At 55.8% G+C, this 16,125-nt stretch carries 14 protein-coding genes; 6 read left to right on the plus strand and 8 right to left on the minus strand.

Features of this window, described 5'->3' with window-relative positions; genetic code table 11:
* Positions 1-347 precede the first annotated feature (347 nt).
* The 6 genes from lptF to rsmA all read left to right on the plus strand — a co-directional run bounded on the left by lptF (position 348) and on the right by rsmA (position 7,969).
* Positions 348-1,517: an LPS export ABC transporter permease LptF gene (gene lptF / locus M2418_RS05830; protein ID WP_192487447.1), complete on the plus strand. Its 1,170-nt coding sequence runs from the start codon at positions 348-350 to the stop codon at positions 1,515-1,517.
* The gene (gene lptG / locus M2418_RS05835; RefSeq protein WP_192487446.1) at positions 1,514-2,602 is read left to right on the plus strand and encodes an LPS export ABC transporter permease LptG; all 1,089 of its coding nucleotides are present in this window, start codon (positions 1,514-1,516) and stop codon (positions 2,600-2,602) included. Before lptF ends, lptG begins: the two co-directional genes overlap by 4 nt.
* The gene (locus M2418_RS05840; RefSeq protein ID WP_250982947.1) at positions 2,602-4,914 is read left to right on the plus strand and encodes an LPS-assembly protein LptD; all 2,313 of its coding nucleotides are present in this window, start codon (positions 2,602-2,604) and stop codon (positions 4,912-4,914) included. The genes lptG and M2418_RS05840 overlap by 1 nt, the downstream gene beginning before the upstream one ends.
* A gap of 233 nt (positions 4,915-5,147) precedes the next feature.
* Positions 5,148-6,098 carry a peptidylprolyl isomerase gene (locus tag M2418_RS05845; protein ID WP_192487444.1) on the plus strand — a complete coding sequence of 317 codons (951 nt, stop codon included), beginning with the start codon at positions 5,148-5,150 and terminating at the stop codon, positions 6,096-6,098.
* A 15-nt stretch (positions 6,099-6,113) separates the two neighbouring features.
* A complete protein-coding gene (gene pdxA / locus M2418_RS05850) occupies positions 6,114-7,139 on the plus strand; it encodes a 4-hydroxythreonine-4-phosphate dehydrogenase PdxA (protein ID WP_259145413.1) in 1,026 nt (341 codons plus the stop codon).
* Positions 7,139-7,969 (plus strand): 16S rRNA (adenine(1518)-N(6)/adenine(1519)-N(6))-dimethyltransferase RsmA, encoded by an 831-nt coding sequence (gene rsmA / locus M2418_RS05855; RefSeq protein WP_259145415.1) that lies wholly within the window; start codon positions 7,139-7,141, stop codon positions 7,967-7,969. The genes pdxA and rsmA overlap by 1 nt, the downstream gene beginning before the upstream one ends.
* 116 nt (positions 7,970-8,085) lie before the next feature.
* On the opposite strand, the gene M2418_RS05860 is transcribed toward rsmA, so the two are convergent.
* The 8 genes from M2418_RS05860 to fabD all read right to left on the minus strand — a co-directional run bounded on the left by M2418_RS05860 (position 8,086) and on the right by fabD (position 16,038).
* Positions 8,086-9,141 (minus strand): 2,3-butanediol dehydrogenase, encoded by a 1,056-nt coding sequence (locus M2418_RS05860; RefSeq protein ID WP_259145416.1) that lies wholly within the window; start codon positions 9,139-9,141, stop codon positions 8,086-8,088.
* A gap of 112 nt (positions 9,142-9,253) precedes the next feature.
* Positions 9,254-9,916 (minus strand): guanylate kinase, encoded by a 663-nt coding sequence (gene gmk / locus M2418_RS05865; RefSeq protein WP_259145417.1) that lies wholly within the window; start codon positions 9,914-9,916, stop codon positions 9,254-9,256.
* A gap of 4 nt (positions 9,917-9,920) precedes the next feature.
* On the minus strand, positions 9,921-10,808 hold the full coding sequence (locus M2418_RS05870; protein ID WP_259145418.1) for a YicC/YloC family endoribonuclease: 888 nt from the start codon (positions 10,806-10,808) through the stop codon (positions 9,921-9,923).
* Between the two features lie 122 nt (positions 10,809-10,930).
* Entirely contained in the window at positions 10,931-12,145 is a 1,215-nt protein-coding gene (gene mltG / locus M2418_RS05875) for an endolytic transglycosylase MltG (RefSeq protein ID WP_259145421.1), read from the minus strand.
* A 239-nt stretch (positions 12,146-12,384) separates the two neighbouring features.
* Positions 12,385-13,647: a beta-ketoacyl-ACP synthase II gene (fabF, locus tag M2418_RS05880; protein ID WP_259145431.1), complete on the minus strand. Its 1,263-nt coding sequence runs from the start codon at positions 13,645-13,647 to the stop codon at positions 12,385-12,387.
* A 107-nt stretch (positions 13,648-13,754) separates the two neighbouring features.
* Entirely contained in the window at positions 13,755-13,991 is a 237-nt protein-coding gene (locus M2418_RS05885) for an acyl carrier protein (protein WP_027507378.1), read from the minus strand.
* A gap of 331 nt (positions 13,992-14,322) precedes the next feature.
* The gene (fabG, locus tag M2418_RS05890) at positions 14,323-15,060 is read right to left on the minus strand and encodes a 3-oxoacyl-[acyl-carrier-protein] reductase (RefSeq protein WP_250982954.1); all 738 of its coding nucleotides are present in this window, start codon (positions 15,058-15,060) and stop codon (positions 14,323-14,325) included.
* 33 nt (positions 15,061-15,093) lie between these two features.
* On the minus strand, positions 15,094-16,038 hold the full coding sequence (gene fabD / locus M2418_RS05895) for an ACP S-malonyltransferase (RefSeq protein WP_259145439.1): 945 nt from the start codon (positions 16,036-16,038) through the stop codon (positions 15,094-15,096).
* Positions 16,039-16,125: the final 87 nt, after the last annotated feature.

A 16,125-nucleotide genomic window follows, 5' to 3' on the forward strand; every position in this document is an offset into this window, starting at 1 on the left:
TAATCGTTTAAGGACCGGTTTGGTTGAGGCACCATATGGGTGGCGCAACCAGAAGATCAAACCGGGTGGCCGATCATCGTCTTTTAATTGACCAGCGCAAGTGTTCAATCCATCTCGAAACGGTCATTTTGATGTTTCATTGCGCTCAACCTATATGAATTATCCACATAAGCTTGCGGCAAGCAAAAACGCGCCATAAGCGGCGGACGAAAAGACACAGTGTCCGTAAAAAAAGGTTTTATAAAACGGATTTGTGACTGGCATGGAGTCGCCAACGCCGTTCGATGCGATTAGATAAGCCGAACTTCCCTTAAGGGAATGAAGCCAAAACGTCTTCAGGGACCGGAATGACGCTACTTGAAAAATACATAATGCAACGCACCAGCCAGATGTTTCTGGCCGCATTGCTTCCGGTCCTGGCAATTATCTGGACGATACAGGTTCTTCAGCGGATCAACCTCGTGACGGACACTGGCCAGTCCATGGGTTCGTTTGCCACGCTGGCAACCATGCTTCTGCCGACACTTATTCCGGTTGTTTTGCCGTTTGCGCTGGTGATTGGCATCACGCAGACCATGACAGCCATGAACAATGATTCCGAGCTGGCCATCATCGACGCCGCCGGTTCGCCGCGCAGCATCCTGTTTCGGCCGGTTCTTATTCTGGCGGTTGTGCTCGGCGCATTTTCTTTCGTGGTCACCAATTTCATCGAGCCTCCTGCCCGCAGCACGGCGCGACAGATGGTGGCAACCGCTTACGCAGATCTTCTGTCTTCGGTCATCGAGGAAAAGACCTTCCGCACCATTCAGGACGGTCTTTATGTGCAGATCGATGCACGACAGGGTCGCGTTTTGCGTGGTCTGTTCGTTGCCGACCGACGCGACCCGAATTTCGACCTGATCTACTACGCCAAGGAAGGCGCTATCGACGCTGGTGGCACCTCGCTCACCATGCGTGACGGTGAAGTGCAGCAGAAGACGCCTGATGGCAAAGTGTCCATCGTCAAGTTCATGTCCTATGCCTTCGACCTGTCGACCATGTCGGAAAGCAGCAAGACCGAGCAGACATTTGCCGCAAGCGACAGCAGCCTGGCATTCCTTCTGTCTCCCGATGTCGAGTCCGATTCCTACAAGAAGTCGCCCGGAAACTTCCGTTCCGAATTGCACCGCAGACTTTCCGACTGGATGTTCCCAGTCGTCTTTGCGTTGATCTCGCTGGTCATTGCAGCCGACGCGCGTTCGCACCGTGAAGCCCGCATGCATCCGATGGTCGCAGCGCTGATCACCGCCTTCATGCTGCGTTGGCTCGGCTTCTATTTCACCAATCAGGTGAAACAGAATGCGGCCTTCATTCCATTCGTTTACGCCATTCCGGTGCTGAGTGGCGCTATTGCCATGTACCTGTTGGCGACCGGCCGCAAGTTGCGCCTGCCTTCTGCCCTCGCCGACGGTCTGGGTAAGCTGCGCCGCTCTGTCGTCAAGCGCTTTACCTCTGATAAGGGAGGTGCCAGCGCATGATCTTCAACACGCTGTCGCGCTATTTCCTTAGCCGTTACCTCATCACAATGGTGTGGTTTCTGCTTGGCGTTTCCGGCATTATTTTCCTTGCCGATTTCAGTGAAACGGCAAGACGCCTTTCCGGCCTCCCGGGATACTCGGTGCCTGCGGCGCTCGGTCTGACAGCACTGCGTCTGCCATTGATCTTGCAACAGACCATTCCGTTCATCGCGCTGTTTGTTGGTATGACGACGCTGATTTCGCTGAACCGGCGTTATGAGCTGGTTGTTACCCGGGCCGCCGGTATTTCCGTCTGGCAGTTCATGATGCCGTTCATCATCGGCGCTGCCCTGATGGGTGTTGCCACGATGACCATCGTCAACCCGCTTGCAGCCTGGGGCCAACGTCAGTCCCTGACGATGGAAGCCGGATGGCGCAACAGCGGGGGCAGCGTACACCAGTCAGACATGATCCCGTGGCTGCGTCAAACCAGCGCCGGACAGGACACAATCATCGGCTCGAAGAGCTTCGAGGACGGTGGCACCCTGCTCAATGATGCCGTGCTGATCCATTTTGATACGGACGGCAACATCACCATGCGGCAGGACGCACGCACAGCAAAGTTGGAGGATGGTTACTGGAATCTTACTGATGTGTATCAGACACAGCCAGGACAAATTCCGAGCTTCCTTCAAAGCGCAAAAATCAGCACCAATTTGAGACAGGAGTTCGTGCAAGAGCGTATGTCGCAGCCGGAAACCGTTGCTTTCTTTGATATTTCCCGAAAAATCGAGATTGCACGTTCGTTCGGTCTGTCGTCAAAGGCACTCGAGACACAATATCATTTCATGCTTTCGATGCCGTTACTGCTGGTCGCCATGACCTTGATTGCAGCGACAGTATCGTTAAAATTCAGCCGGTTCGCTCAATCCCGCTCAGTGATTCTGGGTGGAATAGTTTCCGGCTTCGTGCTTTATGTAATAACCGTGCTCGTAAGGGCATTCGGAAGTAGTGGCGTGATCCCACCTTTCGTCGCGGTCTGGGTACCAGTCATCGTGGCGGTCGCGTTAGGGGCAACAGTGCTGCTTCATCAGGAGGACGGCTAGTGGCGGTATATGACCGCGGGAATATCAGACGGCTATGGGCGGCCCTTCTGACGGGTGCCGCTGTGTGCGCGTACATATCATCTGCTCCGGTGGCCTTTGCCCAAGACGGCATTGTCACAACGGAAAACACAGATGATTCGAAACTCCTGCTTACAGCAAATCAACTGACCTATAATCGTGACTCCGAGCGCGTTATCGCGACGGGTGGCGTACGTATGCATTATACGGGTTACCGCATGGTGGCCCAGCAAGTTGAATACGACCAGAAAACTGGCCGCGTTATTGCACGTGGCAACATCGAGCTGATCGAACCTGACGGTAACAAGATCTACGCCGATGAACTTGATGTCACGGATGACTTCTCGCAAGGCTTCCTGAATTCCCTGCGTGTTGAGACAACCGACAATACCCGTATTGCCGGCGAAAGCGCGGAGCGTATCGACGAAAACACCACCGTATTGAACAATGGTGTCTACACAGCCTGTCTTCCGTGCGCCCAGCGCCCTGACAAAGCACCGCTGTGGCAGGTCAAGGCAGAACGAGTGGTTCAGGACGGCAAGACGCACACCGTGCGTCTGGAAAAGGCCCGTTTTGAACTGTTCGGCAAACCGATTGCTTACCTCCCCTTCATGGTCGTTCCTGATAATACGGTAAAGCGTAAGTCCGGCTTTTTGTTCCCGCGCATGAGCGTGACGGACAATCTTGGCTTTGGTATTGGCGTTCCGTATTTCCAGGTTCTGTCCGATACTGCCGATGCGACGATTACGCCATATTACTATACGAACCAGGGCCTCCTGCTTCAGGCAGAAATCCGCCAGCGGTTCGAAAATGGCAGCCACACGGTTAACATGGCTGGCATCAACCAGAAAAACTCTGATGCCTTTACGCTGGGCACCAGCGACGCGGAAAATGACACCCGCGGCATGATCGCCTCCAAGGGCGATTTCAAAATCAACCCGCGCTGGTCATTCGGCTGGGACGTGATGGTCCAAACCGACAACAACTTCTCGCGTACGTACGAACTGTCTGGATATAGCGGTTCTACCCAGACCAACCGCATCTACCTGACCGGTGAAGGTAAGCGTAACTCGTTCGATCTGAATGGTTACTATTTCAACGTTCAGGACCGCGACGAGGCTGAGACTGAAGAGCGCAAGCAGGCGATCATTCATCCGTCGCTTGACTACAAATGGTATGCCCCTGACGATGTTTATGGCGGCGAATTGTCGGTTACGACAAACTTCACCAGCCTGACACGACTTGAGCAGGACATCTACACACTCGACGGCAGCCAGCGCCGTAACGGACTTGAAGGTACCTATTCGCGCTTCACCACCGAAACTGAGTGGAAGCGGACATTTACCTTCGACAGCGGCCTGCAGGTCACCCCGCTTCTCGCCGCACGCGGTGATGCAAGCTGGAACGACATGACAGCACCTTCTACCTATGACGGCGATTTCCGTTCTGATGCGACGCTGCGCGGAATGGTCACCGGTGGTCTTGAAGTTCGTTATCCTGTTTTGATCTCGGGTACGAGCAGCAGCCACGTCATCGAGCCGATTGCGCAGCTGTTTGTTCGTCCAAATGAACAATATGGTGGCGGCCTGCCAAACGAAGATGCCCAGGCATTCGTGTTTGACGCGACCAACCTGTTCGAACGCGACAAGTTCAGCGGTTTCGACCGCATCGAAGGCGGCACCCGTGCCAACCTCGGCATTCGCTACAACGGTACGTTTGATAATGGTTATGGCATCCGCGCCGTGGCTGGACAGTCGTTCCTTCTGGCTGGCGAAAACTCGTTTGCAAGCCCGGACCTACTTAACGTCGGTGCCAATTCCGGCCTCGAAACAGATCGCTCCGACTATGTGGCGATGGCGGCAATCGACGCCCCAATCGGCCTCACTCTGTCGACCAGCCTTCGCTTCGACAAGGATGATCTGGAGATCGAGCGTTCTGAAACCGGCGTCGGTTACACTGACCGTCGTTTCAGCGCCAAGGTCAGCTACACCCAGGTCAAGGCGCAGCCTGACTATGGCTACGTGTTTGACCGTGACATTGTTCAGGCGGCAGGTAGCGTGAAGGTCAACGACAACTGGTCGCTGTTCGGTTCGATCAACTACGATCTGAACAACAAGTTCTCCAGTGAGCGCAAGATCGGCATCACCTATCAGGACGAATGCACGATCCTGACCGTTGCCTATACCGACGTCGGCACAATCAATTCGCAGCGCCAGGCCGCGAATGACTGGTCGATCGGCGCACGCCTCAGCTTCCGTACGCTGGGCGACATCAACATCGGCTCGACCGACTGATGACAACATTTTTAAACCGGTATCGCCCTGTCGATGCCGGTTTTTGCTCGATTATTGAATGCGAGCACGGCAACGCCACGCTTTTGCCAAATCCTGCGGGCAGGAATAACGCTTTGCAACCGTTGCTGTTTCAGCATAAGCGGTGATATATACGGGCGCCTTACAATAACAGGCAGCATAAATCGTGATACTCAGGGGCGAAGATCATCCGCTTCGGGGATAAGGAGAAGGACATGATGAATTTCGGCAAGGCCACATTACGTACTGTGGCACTCGGAACGGCTCTCTTGGCCCTGCCCCTGTTCCTTGCACCTCATTCATTTGATGCAAATGCTGCCGCAAGCTCTGTGGCTGTGGTTGTCAACAAGAACCCGATTACCAGCAGCGACATTGCCAAACGCGTCGCCTTCCTTAAGCTGCAGCGCCAGAAGGGTGACCTTAATAAGCTGGCACGAGAGCAGATGATCGACGAGGCATTGAAGCGCGAAGAAATCGCGCGCATGCGCATGTCGGTCAGCACGGAAGCCGTGGATGCTTCCTTTGCCCGGTTTGCTGCCAGCAACAAGATGAACCCGACCCAGCTGACGCAGATCCTGTCGCAGTCTGGCGTAACCGCTGAACACTTCAAGGCATTTATCGCCGTGCAGATGAGCTGGCCTCGTCTGGTCAATGCTCGTTATGGCAGCTCTGGCCGCATGTCCAACCAGGACCTGGTCACGCGCATGATGGAACGCAAGGAAAAGCCGGTTACCACGGAATATTTCCTGCAGCAGATCATCTTCGTCGTACCTGAGGCAAAACGTCAGTCAATTACCGGCAAGCGCAAGTCGGAAGCCGAAGCATCCCGTTCCAAATACCCGGGTTGCGAACAGGCCAAGACCTTTGCAGCCACGATGATGGATGTGTCCATTCGCGATCTCGGCCGCATTCTGGCGCCTGAGCTGCCACCAGACTGGAAGCCGCTGATTGAAAAGACCAAGGAAGGCGGCACCACCGCTACCCGCGTCACGGAAAAGGGCGTCGAATACCTCGCGATCTGCAAACAACGCCAGGTGTCGGATGACTTCGCCGCAGAAGTCGTTTTCCGTGCTGAAGACCTGACCAAAGAGCAGAATGGCGACAATCCCAACGAAAAGAAATATCTTGATGAGTTGCGGAAAAAGGCTCAGATCGTCAATAACTGAGTCTGAGGAATATACGTGGCTGCTCTTGAACTTCCGCTTGCCCTGACGCAGGGCGACCCCGCCGGGATTGGTCCTGATATTGCAATTGCAGCATGGAAAAACCGTTCGCAGAACGGCATAATGCCATTCATCTATGTCGGTGACCGCTCCGTGCTGGAAAGCAGGGCAGCGGTGATCGGCGTCGGTGTCGCAGTGCAGGATGCGACACCAGAAGATGCGGCAAGCGTTTTCGACAAGGCCATTCCCGTTCTCGATATTCCCGCAGGTTTTGCCGTGCAGGCCGGTGAGCCGCACGAAGCATCCGCTCTTGCGACGATCAAATGCATTGAGACCGCCGTCAAGCTGTGCCTTGAGGGACGGGCGGCTGCGATCGTGACAAACCCGGTTGCAAAGTCGATCCTTTACAAGGCTGGTTTCGGTTTCCCGGGTCATACGGAATTTCTGGCCGATCTTTCATTGCAGATTGCTGGCAAGCAGGTCTTCCCCGTGATGATGATTGCCGGACCTAAGCTCAAGGTCGTGCCTGTTACCATCCATATTCCTGTCAAGGACATTGCTACACAGTTGACGCAGCAGTTGATTGTCGACACCTGCCGGGTTGTCGCCAAGGATTTGAAGGAACGTTTTGGCATCGCGTCGCCACGGCTTGCTGTTGCCGGCCTTAACCCGCATGCGGGCGAAGATGGCGCAATTGGCCACGAGGATCGCGACATCGTGCATCCGGCCACCATGCAGCTGCGTGATGAAGGTATCGAGGCCATTGGGCCCCTGCCCGCCGACACAATGTTCCATGATTCAGCGCGCAAACGTTATGACGTTGCGGTCTGCATGTATCACGACCAGGCGCTTATTCCTGCGAAGGCGCTAGGTTTCGACGATTCGGTCAATGTCACATTGGGCCTGCCGTTCATTCGCACCTCGCCGGACCATGGCACAGCCTTCGGTATTGCCGGTCAGGGCATGGCAAGCGAAAGCAGCCTTGTTGCTGCGCTAAACCTCGCTTCCGAACTTGTGGAACGCCAGAAGGCGGCAGCGTTATAATGGCCGGCATTGACGAACTTCCGCCACTGCGTGACGTCATACAGCGACATGGCCTTGATGCGCGCAAGGCGCTGGGACAGAACTTCCTGTTCGACCTCAACCTGACCCAGAAGATTGCCCGCACCGCTGGCCCTCTCGAAGGCGTCACGGTGTTTGAGGTTGGTCCCGGCCCCGGTGGCCTGACCCGCGCCATCCTGTCGCTTGGTGCCAAGAAGGTAATCGCAGTGGAGCGCGACGCGCGCTGCCTGCCGGTTCTCGAGGAAATTTCAGACCATTATCCCGGTCGTCTTGAAGTGATCGAAGGTGATGCACTGAAGACCGATTTCGCCTCGCTTGTACCAGCGGGTGAGCCGGTGCGCATCATTGCAAACCTTCCCTACAATGTGGGAACGCAACTGCTGCTCAACTGGCTGCTGCCACCTGTGTGGCCGCCCTACTGGCTGTCGATGACGCTGATGTTCCAGAAGGAAGTCGGCCAGCGTATTGTCGCCGAAGAAGGTGACAATCATTACGGCCGTCTCGGTGTCTTGACCGGATGGAGAACGGTGTCGGAAATGGCATTTGACGTGCCGCCACAGGCCTTCTCACCACCACCGAAAGTCAACTCGACCGTGGTGCATCTTCTGCCCAAGACCAACCCTTTGCCATGTGACGCGGCCAAGCTTGAAAAAGTAACAGAAGCTGCCTTCGGTCAGCGCCGAAAGATGCTCCGTCAGAGCCTGAAGCCGCTGGGTGGTGAAACACTGCTCGCAAAAGTTGGTATCGACGCCACGCGCCGTGCAGAAACGCTATCGGTTGAAGAATTCGTGGCGATCGCCAACGCCCTCTAATCAATACCTGTCACCTGCTCCCTGCCATGGGATGGTCACCTGCGGCAAGAAACCATGCCGCAGGCTTGAACTTCGGTAGGTCCGGAAAAAAAGCTGAACCTGAAGAGTGCGTGATATCAGGCTGGTGCCTCAACCAGAATCTTGATCTGGGTCTTTTCCTTCACCAGCGTTTCAAAACCCTCGGCAACGATATCATCCAGTGCAATGCGCTTGGTGACCAGACGCTCGGCCGAGAAGTATCCCTGCACCATCAAGTCCATGACCGCGGGGAAAATATCGCGGTAAGCGATGATGCCCTTCAGGGTCTTCTCTTTCAGAACAACCGTATTAGGCTGGAAGCTGGCTTCCTTTTCCCAGATCGAAACGATGACCGTTTCACCTTCATAACGGGTGGCATCAATGCATTGCTGCAGCACGGCCGGAACGCCTGTCACTTCAAACGCCACGTCGACACCGCCACCGGACAGTTCCTTGATACGCGCCGCTGCATTTTCCTTGGACGGATCGATCACTGCCGTTGCTCCAAGCTCCTTGGCCTTGGCGCCACGCTGCTCGGACAGTTCGACAACATAGATCGATGTTGCACCGGCAACGCGCAGTGCCTCGATGACCAGAAGACCGATTGGGCCGGCACCGAATACGGCGGCTGTACCGCCTGCCTTGAGGCTGGAGAGACGGACGGCATGCAATGCCACCGCAGCGGGCTCTACAAGCGCGCCCTGCTCGAAGGACAGGCCATCGGGCATCTTGTGTGTCCAGCGCTCACCAACGACCGTGTAGGCCGAAAAACCGCCGCCACCGCCAGAAAGGCCGTGGAAGCCGAGGTCTTCGCAAAGATTGTATTTGCCGTGCTGGCAAGCGGAGCACTTGCCGCAGGACAGGATCGGTTCAACGACCACACGGTCGCCTGGCTTGACCTTGGTGACACCCTCGCCGACTTCAGCGACTTCACCAGAGAATTCATGGCCCATCACAATGGGGGCGACCTCGTGGCTGACGGCGTGGGGTTTATCAACCGGCACGAAAATCGGGCCTGCGACATATTCATGAAGGTCGCTACCGCAAATCCCGGTCCATTTGACCTTGATTTTGACCTGGCCCGGACCGGGCACAGGTGTCGGCACGTCTTCAATGCGAATATCTCTGGCTTTGTGCCAGCGCGCAGCTTTCATGGTATTCTCCTGTATGCTGTGATTTCACAGCCAGGAGAATACATCGCAAAAATCATACTGAAGTGATCTGGATCAGAAAGGTGAGCAAATGTGTCGCCTTCCTGCGACACCTTTACAGCTTAGGTTCTTCTTCCAGCAGCTTGGTGACGAATTCGAACATGCCGTGGCGACGATCGCGGCGCAGGCGTTCTGCGTAGACAATGCTTTTGACCGAACGGAAGGCGTTATCGAGGTCATCATTGACGATGACATAGTTGTAGTCGCGCCAGTGTTCGATTTCAGAGCGGGAATTCAACAAGCGGGTGCGGATGACCTCTTCGGTGTCTTCGGCGCGGCGATGAAGACGCGACTGCAATTCCGTCATGGTTGGCGGCAGGATGAAAATCGACACGACATCGGCCGACATCTTGTCCTGCAACTGCTCGGCGCCCTGCCAGTCGATATCGAACAGCATGTCGCGGCCCTCGGCCATCGCCGTTTCGACAGGTTCGCGTGGCGTGCCGTAAAAATTACCGTGAACCTCGGCCCATTCCAGCAACTGGTCGGATTCGCGCATGCGCTCAAACTGCGGGATGGTCACAAAGTGATAGTGCTTGCCGGCGATCTCGCTTGGACGCTTGGCCCGCGTCGTCACGCTGATGGAGATGCCAAGCGTTGGATCATCTTCCAGAAGATGATGGGCAATCGTCGACTTGCCTGCTCCCGAAGGAGACGAGATCACCAGCATAAGCCCTCTGCGGGCGATCTTGTCGGGAGAGTTGCTCACCGGTGCCATATGTCTACTCCAGATTCTGAACCTGTTCACGGAACTGGTCGATAACCACTTTCAATTCGATACCCGCTTCCGTTACGGCAACGGCGTTCGATTTGGAACAGATGGTATTCGATTCCCGGTTAAATTCCTGTGCAATAAAATCGAGCTTGCGGCCAACAGGGCCGCCTTTTTTCAACAATTCGCGTGAGGCAACCACATGGGCGCCGAGACGATCGATTTCTTCGCGCAGATCCGCCTTGGTGGCCAGCAGCGCTGCCTCGGCGTGCAGACGGTCGCGGTCCAGCCCGTGCACACCATCGCCAAGCTGTGCCAGTTGCGCGGAAAGCCGCGCGGCAATCTTGTCCGGCTGGCGGGAAGGATCGTGTTCCACGATGGCTGCCAGCTCAGCGATACGGTCAATGTGACCGCTCAGGACCGTAAACAGAGCCGCCCCTTCGCGCTCGCGCATTTCCTTCAGTTTCGCCAGAGCATCACCAAAACCGGCCAGCAATTCCTGCTCGCGTTTGGTACGCGTGTCCTCGTCGTCTTCTGCCTCGCGGAAGTCGACAAGCCCGCGGATCGACAGCAGCGTATCAAAACTCATCGGCCCATCAGCAATGATGCCGCCAAGCTCCTTTTTCAACGTCATCACCGCATCCAGCGTTTCGCGGTTGACAACGGCCTCAAGGCGATTATCGGTCACGGACACTGACAGTGAAGCCTGTATGTTGCCACGCACCAGGCTTTCCCCGGCAAGCCGTCTTACCTCGACTTCTAGAACCTCCATGCCGGGCGGTAGACGCAGACGCATATCCAGCCCCTTGCCATTTACGGAACGAAGCTCCCAGACCCACCGGTGGCGACCACTGGTGCCTTCGCTGCGGGAAAAACCGGTCATGGATTGCAATGTCATCTTGCCCTCATGGCTAAGGCATTTCAGGTGACTGGTGCTCACCGGAAATGCCCTATCTCTTGTTTGGCGTACTCAAAAGGAAAGGCACCTGCAGTTTTCATGCAGGCGCCCGTAACAAACGATCAGTTGGCAGGCTTTTCCGCCTCAGCGCCACCCGGTTGACCGTCAACGGCGGTTTCCGGGGTGCCACCGGCGGCAGCACGTTCCGCCTCAATCTTGCGCCAGCGGCGCACATTGGCATTGTGCTCATCCAGTGTCTTGGCAAACACGTGACCACCCGTGCCGTCGGCAACAAAATACAGGTCTTCGGTACGCCACGGGTTGGCAACGGCTTCCAGTGCGGCCTTGCCAGGATTGGCAATTGGGCCCGGCGGCAGGCCGCGAATGATATAGGTATTGTAAGGCGTTTCCTTCTTCAGATCGGACTGGTAGATCGGACGATCAGCCGGCTTGCCGTCACCGCCGAACAGACCATAAATGATGGTCGGATCAGACTGGATGCGCATGCCCTTCTGTAGGCGGTTCATGAATACCGAGGCGACATGGGCGCGCTCGTCATCCTTGCCGGTTTCCTTCTCGACGATGGAGGCCATGGTGACGAATTCTTCAACTGTCTTGATCGGCAGATCGGCATCCCGCTTGGCCCATACCTGTTCAATCAACCCCTTCTGGGCCGCCTGCATCTGCGACACGATTTCCTGACGCTTGGTGCCGCGCGAGAAACGGTATGTGTCAGGCCGCAGGCTTCCTTCAGCCGGAATTTCTGCAGGCAGATCACCTTCCAGAACCGGATCATTCAACAGGCGATCAAACATCTGCTTGCTGGTCAGGCCTTCCGGCAGCGACACGGAATAGAGAATGGACTTGCCGGATTCGAGAAGGGTCATGATCTCCTTCATCGAGGCATTGGCCTTGATCTCATATTCACCAGCCTTTAGGCGCTGGCCCTTGCCCATACTATCGGTCATGTAACGGAACACGCGGCTGTTATCGATAATGCCGCTGCGCTCAAGATTGTTGGCGATGTCAAACAGGCTTGCGCCATTGCGCACGATGAAGTGCGTGTTGGTGGCCAAGGGGCCCGGCGACTGGAACGTGTTGATCATGTAATAGAAACCGCCAACAGCGACGATACAGCCGATAACCGCCAGGCTCATCAGGAAGTTCAGGAAAACGATGAACTGTCCGTGTGCCTTGCGCGAACGCTTTGGTGGGGCTGGAACCTTTTCCGGGCGCAAAGCTTCGGTCGGCGATTTGGGAATGATCGGGCCAGTCTTGTTTTCGCCTGAGGCATCACGTCCGTAAGGCGACTGATTGTTCTGGTTCGTATCGCTCACCGGCGGTCCTTTTCAGTTCTGCATTCCAAAATGGCCTATGTGACCATCCAATGCGGCAAAAACAGGTTCGGCAGGCAGTCTGCACAAATTTGCCCATGTTTCGAGGTCGTTACGCGTAAAAACTGCAATAACATGCCATGGGAATAAACAACGGGCCGGAAAGCATCTGGTTTCCGGCCCGCGATGTTCATCGCTTTTTGATTGATTCCGCTACAAACGGCAAGTCACGAAAGATTTGATTAGTCTTCGTAACGACGCAGCACCAGCGAGGCGTTGGTACCACCGAACCCGAAGGAGTTCGAAAGGGCAACGTTCACGTCACGCTTTCGCGCCTTGTGTGGCACGAGATCAATTTTCGTCTCGACATCGGGATTGTCGAGGTTCAGCGTTGGCGGCACGATATTATCGCGGATTGCCAGCGTTGCAAAAATCGCCTCGATTGCACCGGCCGCACCCAGCAAGTGACCAGTGGCCGACTTTGTGGACGACATGGAGATTTTCGAAGCCGCATCACCAACCAGGCGCTCAACCGCACCCAGCTCAATGGTGTCAGCCATGGTCGATGTGCCATGGGCGTTGATGTAATCGATATCGGCAGCCGTCAGGCCGGCACGCTTGAGTGCCATGGACATGCAGCGATATGCGCCGTCACCGTCTTCTGATGGCGCGGTGATGTGGAAAGCATCACCGGACAGGCCGTAGCCAACCACTTCGGCGTAAATCTTTGCGCCGCGTGCTTTGGCATGTTCCAGTTCTTCCAAAACAACGATACCGGCACCCTCACCCATCACGAAACCATCGCGGTCACGATCATAGGGGCGAGACGCCTTTTGCGGGTCGTCATTATGCTGCGTGGACAAGGCTTTGCAGGCTGCAAAACCGGCCAGCGAAATGCGGCAAACAGGTGATTCAGCACCACCGGCCACCATTACATCCGCGTCGCCAAGTGCGATCAGACGGGCTGCGTCGCCAATGGCATGCGCGCCTGTCGAGCACGCCGTTACTACGGAGTGGTTCGGTCCGCGCAGCTTGTGGCGAATGGAAACCTGGCCAGAAACAAGATTGATAAGTCGCCCTGGAATGAAGAATGGTGAAACACGCCGCGGCCCCTTGTCGCGCAGTGTATAGCCCGCTTCAACAATACCATCGAGGCCACCAATGCCAGAACCGATCAAAACACCAGTCATGATCTGGTCTTCGTCAGTTTCCGGATGCCAGCCAGCATCGCTCAGCGCCATATCGGCGGCTGCCATGCCGTAAATAATGAAAGGATCGACCTTGCGCTGCTCTTTCGGTTCCATCCAGTCATCTGGATTGAACGTTCCGTTGGAGCCATCTCCGACTGGAATGCGGCAGGCAATTTTTGCCGGAAGATCTTCGACTTCGAATTCAGTTACGAGACGGGCACCGTTTTGGCCGGCCAATAGCCGTTCCCACGTTACTTCAGTTCCGCATCCAAGAGGAGATACCATGCCGGTACCGGTGATAACGACACGCCTCATCGCCAACGCTCCACCTATATAGAATTCACATGTCCATGATAAAACTTTGGCCCGGAACTTAGCCGGGCCAAGGCGGGAAGGCTCTCACCCTCCCTCATTCTGATCGATTAGGCCTGAGCCTTTTCGATGAACTTTACAGCGTCGCCAACCGTCAGGATGGAGTCAGCAGCGTCGTCCGGGATTTCAACGCCGAATTCTTCTTCGAAGGCCATAACCAGTTCGACCGTGTCGAGCGAGTCAGCGCCCAGATCGTCGATGAAGCTTGCGCCTTCAACAACCTTTTCGGCGTCAACGCCAAGATGATCAATTACAATTTTCTTTACGCGTTCTGCGATATCGCTCATGTCGGTTTCCTCGACCTTTATCCTTGAAGGGCTGCCTTGCGACACCCTGCCCTGTTAACACCCGCATGCGCTGTTCAAATCCAGCACCGAGGGCAAACCCTTTCACCCCGCCTAAGGCTAGCCATAGTCACAAAAAAGAGCAACCATCGCCTGTTCCCGACGGGACAACTGTTCACAGTCTTCGCCCGATTAACACGGTTTCATTCGGGCGAAAAGACTGAAAATCGCGCCGCACACCGCACTCTACAGACTATTTGAGCCTGACAATGCCTGCGGGCGTAACGCATGTCGCTCAAAGACGTTTGCAAACGACATGCGAAGAAACAACGCTTTAGATCATCGCCATGCCGCCGTTGACGTGCAACGTCTGTCCGGTCATGTAGGCAGCCTCATTCGAAGCAAGGTACAGAACAGCAGACGCGACTTCGGCGCCAGTGCCCATGCGCTTCATGGGAATAGCACCCATGATCGCTTCTTTCTGCTTTTCGTTCAACTTGCCGGTCATGGCCGATTCGATGAAGCCTGGAGCAACACAGTTGACGGTGACGTTACGGGTTGCAATTTCCTGCGCCAGCGACTTCGAAAAGCCGATCATACCGGCCTTGGAGGCACAGTAGTTTGCCTGGCCCGGGTTGCCGGTCACGCCAACAATCGAGGTGATGTTGATGATACGGCCAAAACGGCGGCGCATCATCGGATGGGTCAGTTCGCGCGTCAGGCGGAACATGGCTGTCAGGTTCACTTCGAGAACATTGTCCCAGTCCTCGTCGCTCATGCGCACGAACAGGCCGTCCTTGGTGATGCCAGCATTGTTGACCAGAATGTCGACGCCACCCAGCTCAGCTTCAGCCTTTTCGCCCAGCGCCTTGACTTCGTCGCGGTCGGAAAGGTTAGCCGGGAAAATCTTCACGCGGTCGCCAAGTTCAGCAGCCAGCGCTTCAAGCTTTTCGACGCGGGTGCCATGCAGGCCAACGGTTGCGCCCTGCGCATGCAGCATACGGGCGATTTCTTCGCCGATGCCGCCGGTTGCGCCGGTAACGAGTGCTTTGCGGCCAGTCAGATCAAACATGTTTTTATCCTTATCTCAAAATGCGCGCTGCATTCAGCCAAGAAGCGTTGCAATGGCGGCGTCAATATCGGCTGCTGTATTCACAGCAGTGCCAGAAACCGTCTTGTCGATACGCTTTGCCAGACCGGTTAGCACCTTGCCGGAGCCAATCTCATACAATTGAGTCACATCATTGGCGGCGAACCACTCAACGGTTTCGCGCCAGCGAACCTGACCCGTCACCTGCTCGACCAGCAGTCTGGCGATTTCTTCCGCATCTGTCACCGGGGCTGCGCGCACATTGGCAACAACCGGCACGACCGGGTTATGTTTTGTCACCTTGGCAAGCGCTTCGCGCATGGCGTCGGCAGCCGGTGCCATCAGTGCAGAATGGAAAGGTGCGGAGACTGGCAACATGATGGCGCGCTTTGCGCCCTTTTCGGAGGCTAGTGCGGCCGCCTGTTCAACAGGAGCCTTTGAGCCGGAGATAACCAGCTGGCCACCGCCATTGTCATTGGCAATCTGGCAGATGCCGCCAGCGGCCGCTTCCTTGCAGATCGCTTCGACATCACCGTGCTCGAGACCGATAATAGCCGCCATTGCGCCCTGACCAACTGGAACCGCAGCCTGCATGGCATTGCCGCGAATGCGCAGCAAACGGGCGGTGTCGCCCAGCGAGAATGTACCGGCAGCGCACAGCGCAGAATATTCACCGAGTGAATGACCGGCAACAAAGGAAACCTTGTCGGCAAGGTTCAGGCCCTTGGCTTCCAGAACGCGCATGACCGCAACGGAAACAGCCATCAGCGCAGGCTGGGCATTTGCCGTCAGCGTCAAGGATTCTTCCGGGCCATTCCACATGATGTCGGAAAGCTTCTGTCCCAGAGCCTCGTCAACTTCTTCAAAAACCGCACGAGCTTCAGCGAAATTCTCGGCAAGATCCTTGCCCATGCCAACGGACTGGCTGCCCTGTCCGGGAAAGGTGAAAGCGATTTTCATGAGGTATTTCCTGTTTTTCCGGTTATTTTTTGCTTTCCAATTCACGCAATGACGTACGGAGTCAAGTGCGATGCCGCTTAGAAACTG

Source organism: Rhizobium sp. BIGb0125 (assembly GCF_024810055.1).
Classification (GTDB): Bacteria; Pseudomonadota; Alphaproteobacteria; order Rhizobiales; family Rhizobiaceae; genus Agrobacterium.

What these genes read in the sequence shown, in the direction of transcription:
- lptF (WP_192487447.1), top strand. Translation starts at nt 348, where the DNA reads ATGACGCTACTTGAAAAATACATAATGCAACGCACCAGCCAGATGTTT.
- lptG (WP_192487446.1), top strand. Translation starts at nt 1,514, where the DNA reads ATGATCTTCAACACGCTGTCGCGCTATTTCCTTAGCCGTTACCTCATC.
- M2418_RS05845 (WP_192487444.1), top strand. Translation starts at nt 5,148, where the DNA reads ATGATGAATTTCGGCAAGGCCACATTACGTACTGTGGCACTCGGAACG.
- rsmA (WP_259145415.1), top strand. Translation starts at nt 7,139, where the DNA reads ATGGCCGGCATTGACGAACTTCCGCCACTGCGTGACGTCATACAGCGA.
- M2418_RS05860 (WP_259145416.1), bottom strand. Translation starts at nt 9,141, where the DNA reads ATGAAAGCTGCGCGCTGGCACAAAGCCAGAGATATTCGCATTGAAGAC.
- gmk (WP_259145417.1), bottom strand. Translation starts at nt 9,916, where the DNA reads ATGGCACCGGTGAGCAACTCTCCCGACAAGATCGCCCGCAGAGGGCTT.
- M2418_RS05870 (WP_259145418.1), bottom strand. Translation starts at nt 10,808, where the DNA reads ATGACATTGCAATCCATGACCGGTTTTTCCCGCAGCGAAGGCACCAGT.
- fabF (WP_259145431.1), bottom strand. Translation starts at nt 13,647, where the DNA reads ATGAGGCGTGTCGTTATCACCGGTACCGGCATGGTATCTCCTCTTGGA.
- M2418_RS05885 (WP_027507378.1), bottom strand. Translation starts at nt 13,991, where the DNA reads ATGAGCGATATCGCAGAACGCGTAAAGAAAATTGTAATTGATCATCTT.
- fabG (WP_250982954.1), bottom strand. Translation starts at nt 15,060, where the DNA reads ATGTTTGATCTGACTGGCCGCAAAGCACTCGTTACCGGCGCAACCGGC.
- fabD (WP_259145439.1), bottom strand. Translation starts at nt 16,038, where the DNA reads ATGAAAATCGCTTTCACCTTTCCCGGACAGGGCAGCCAGTCCGTTGGC.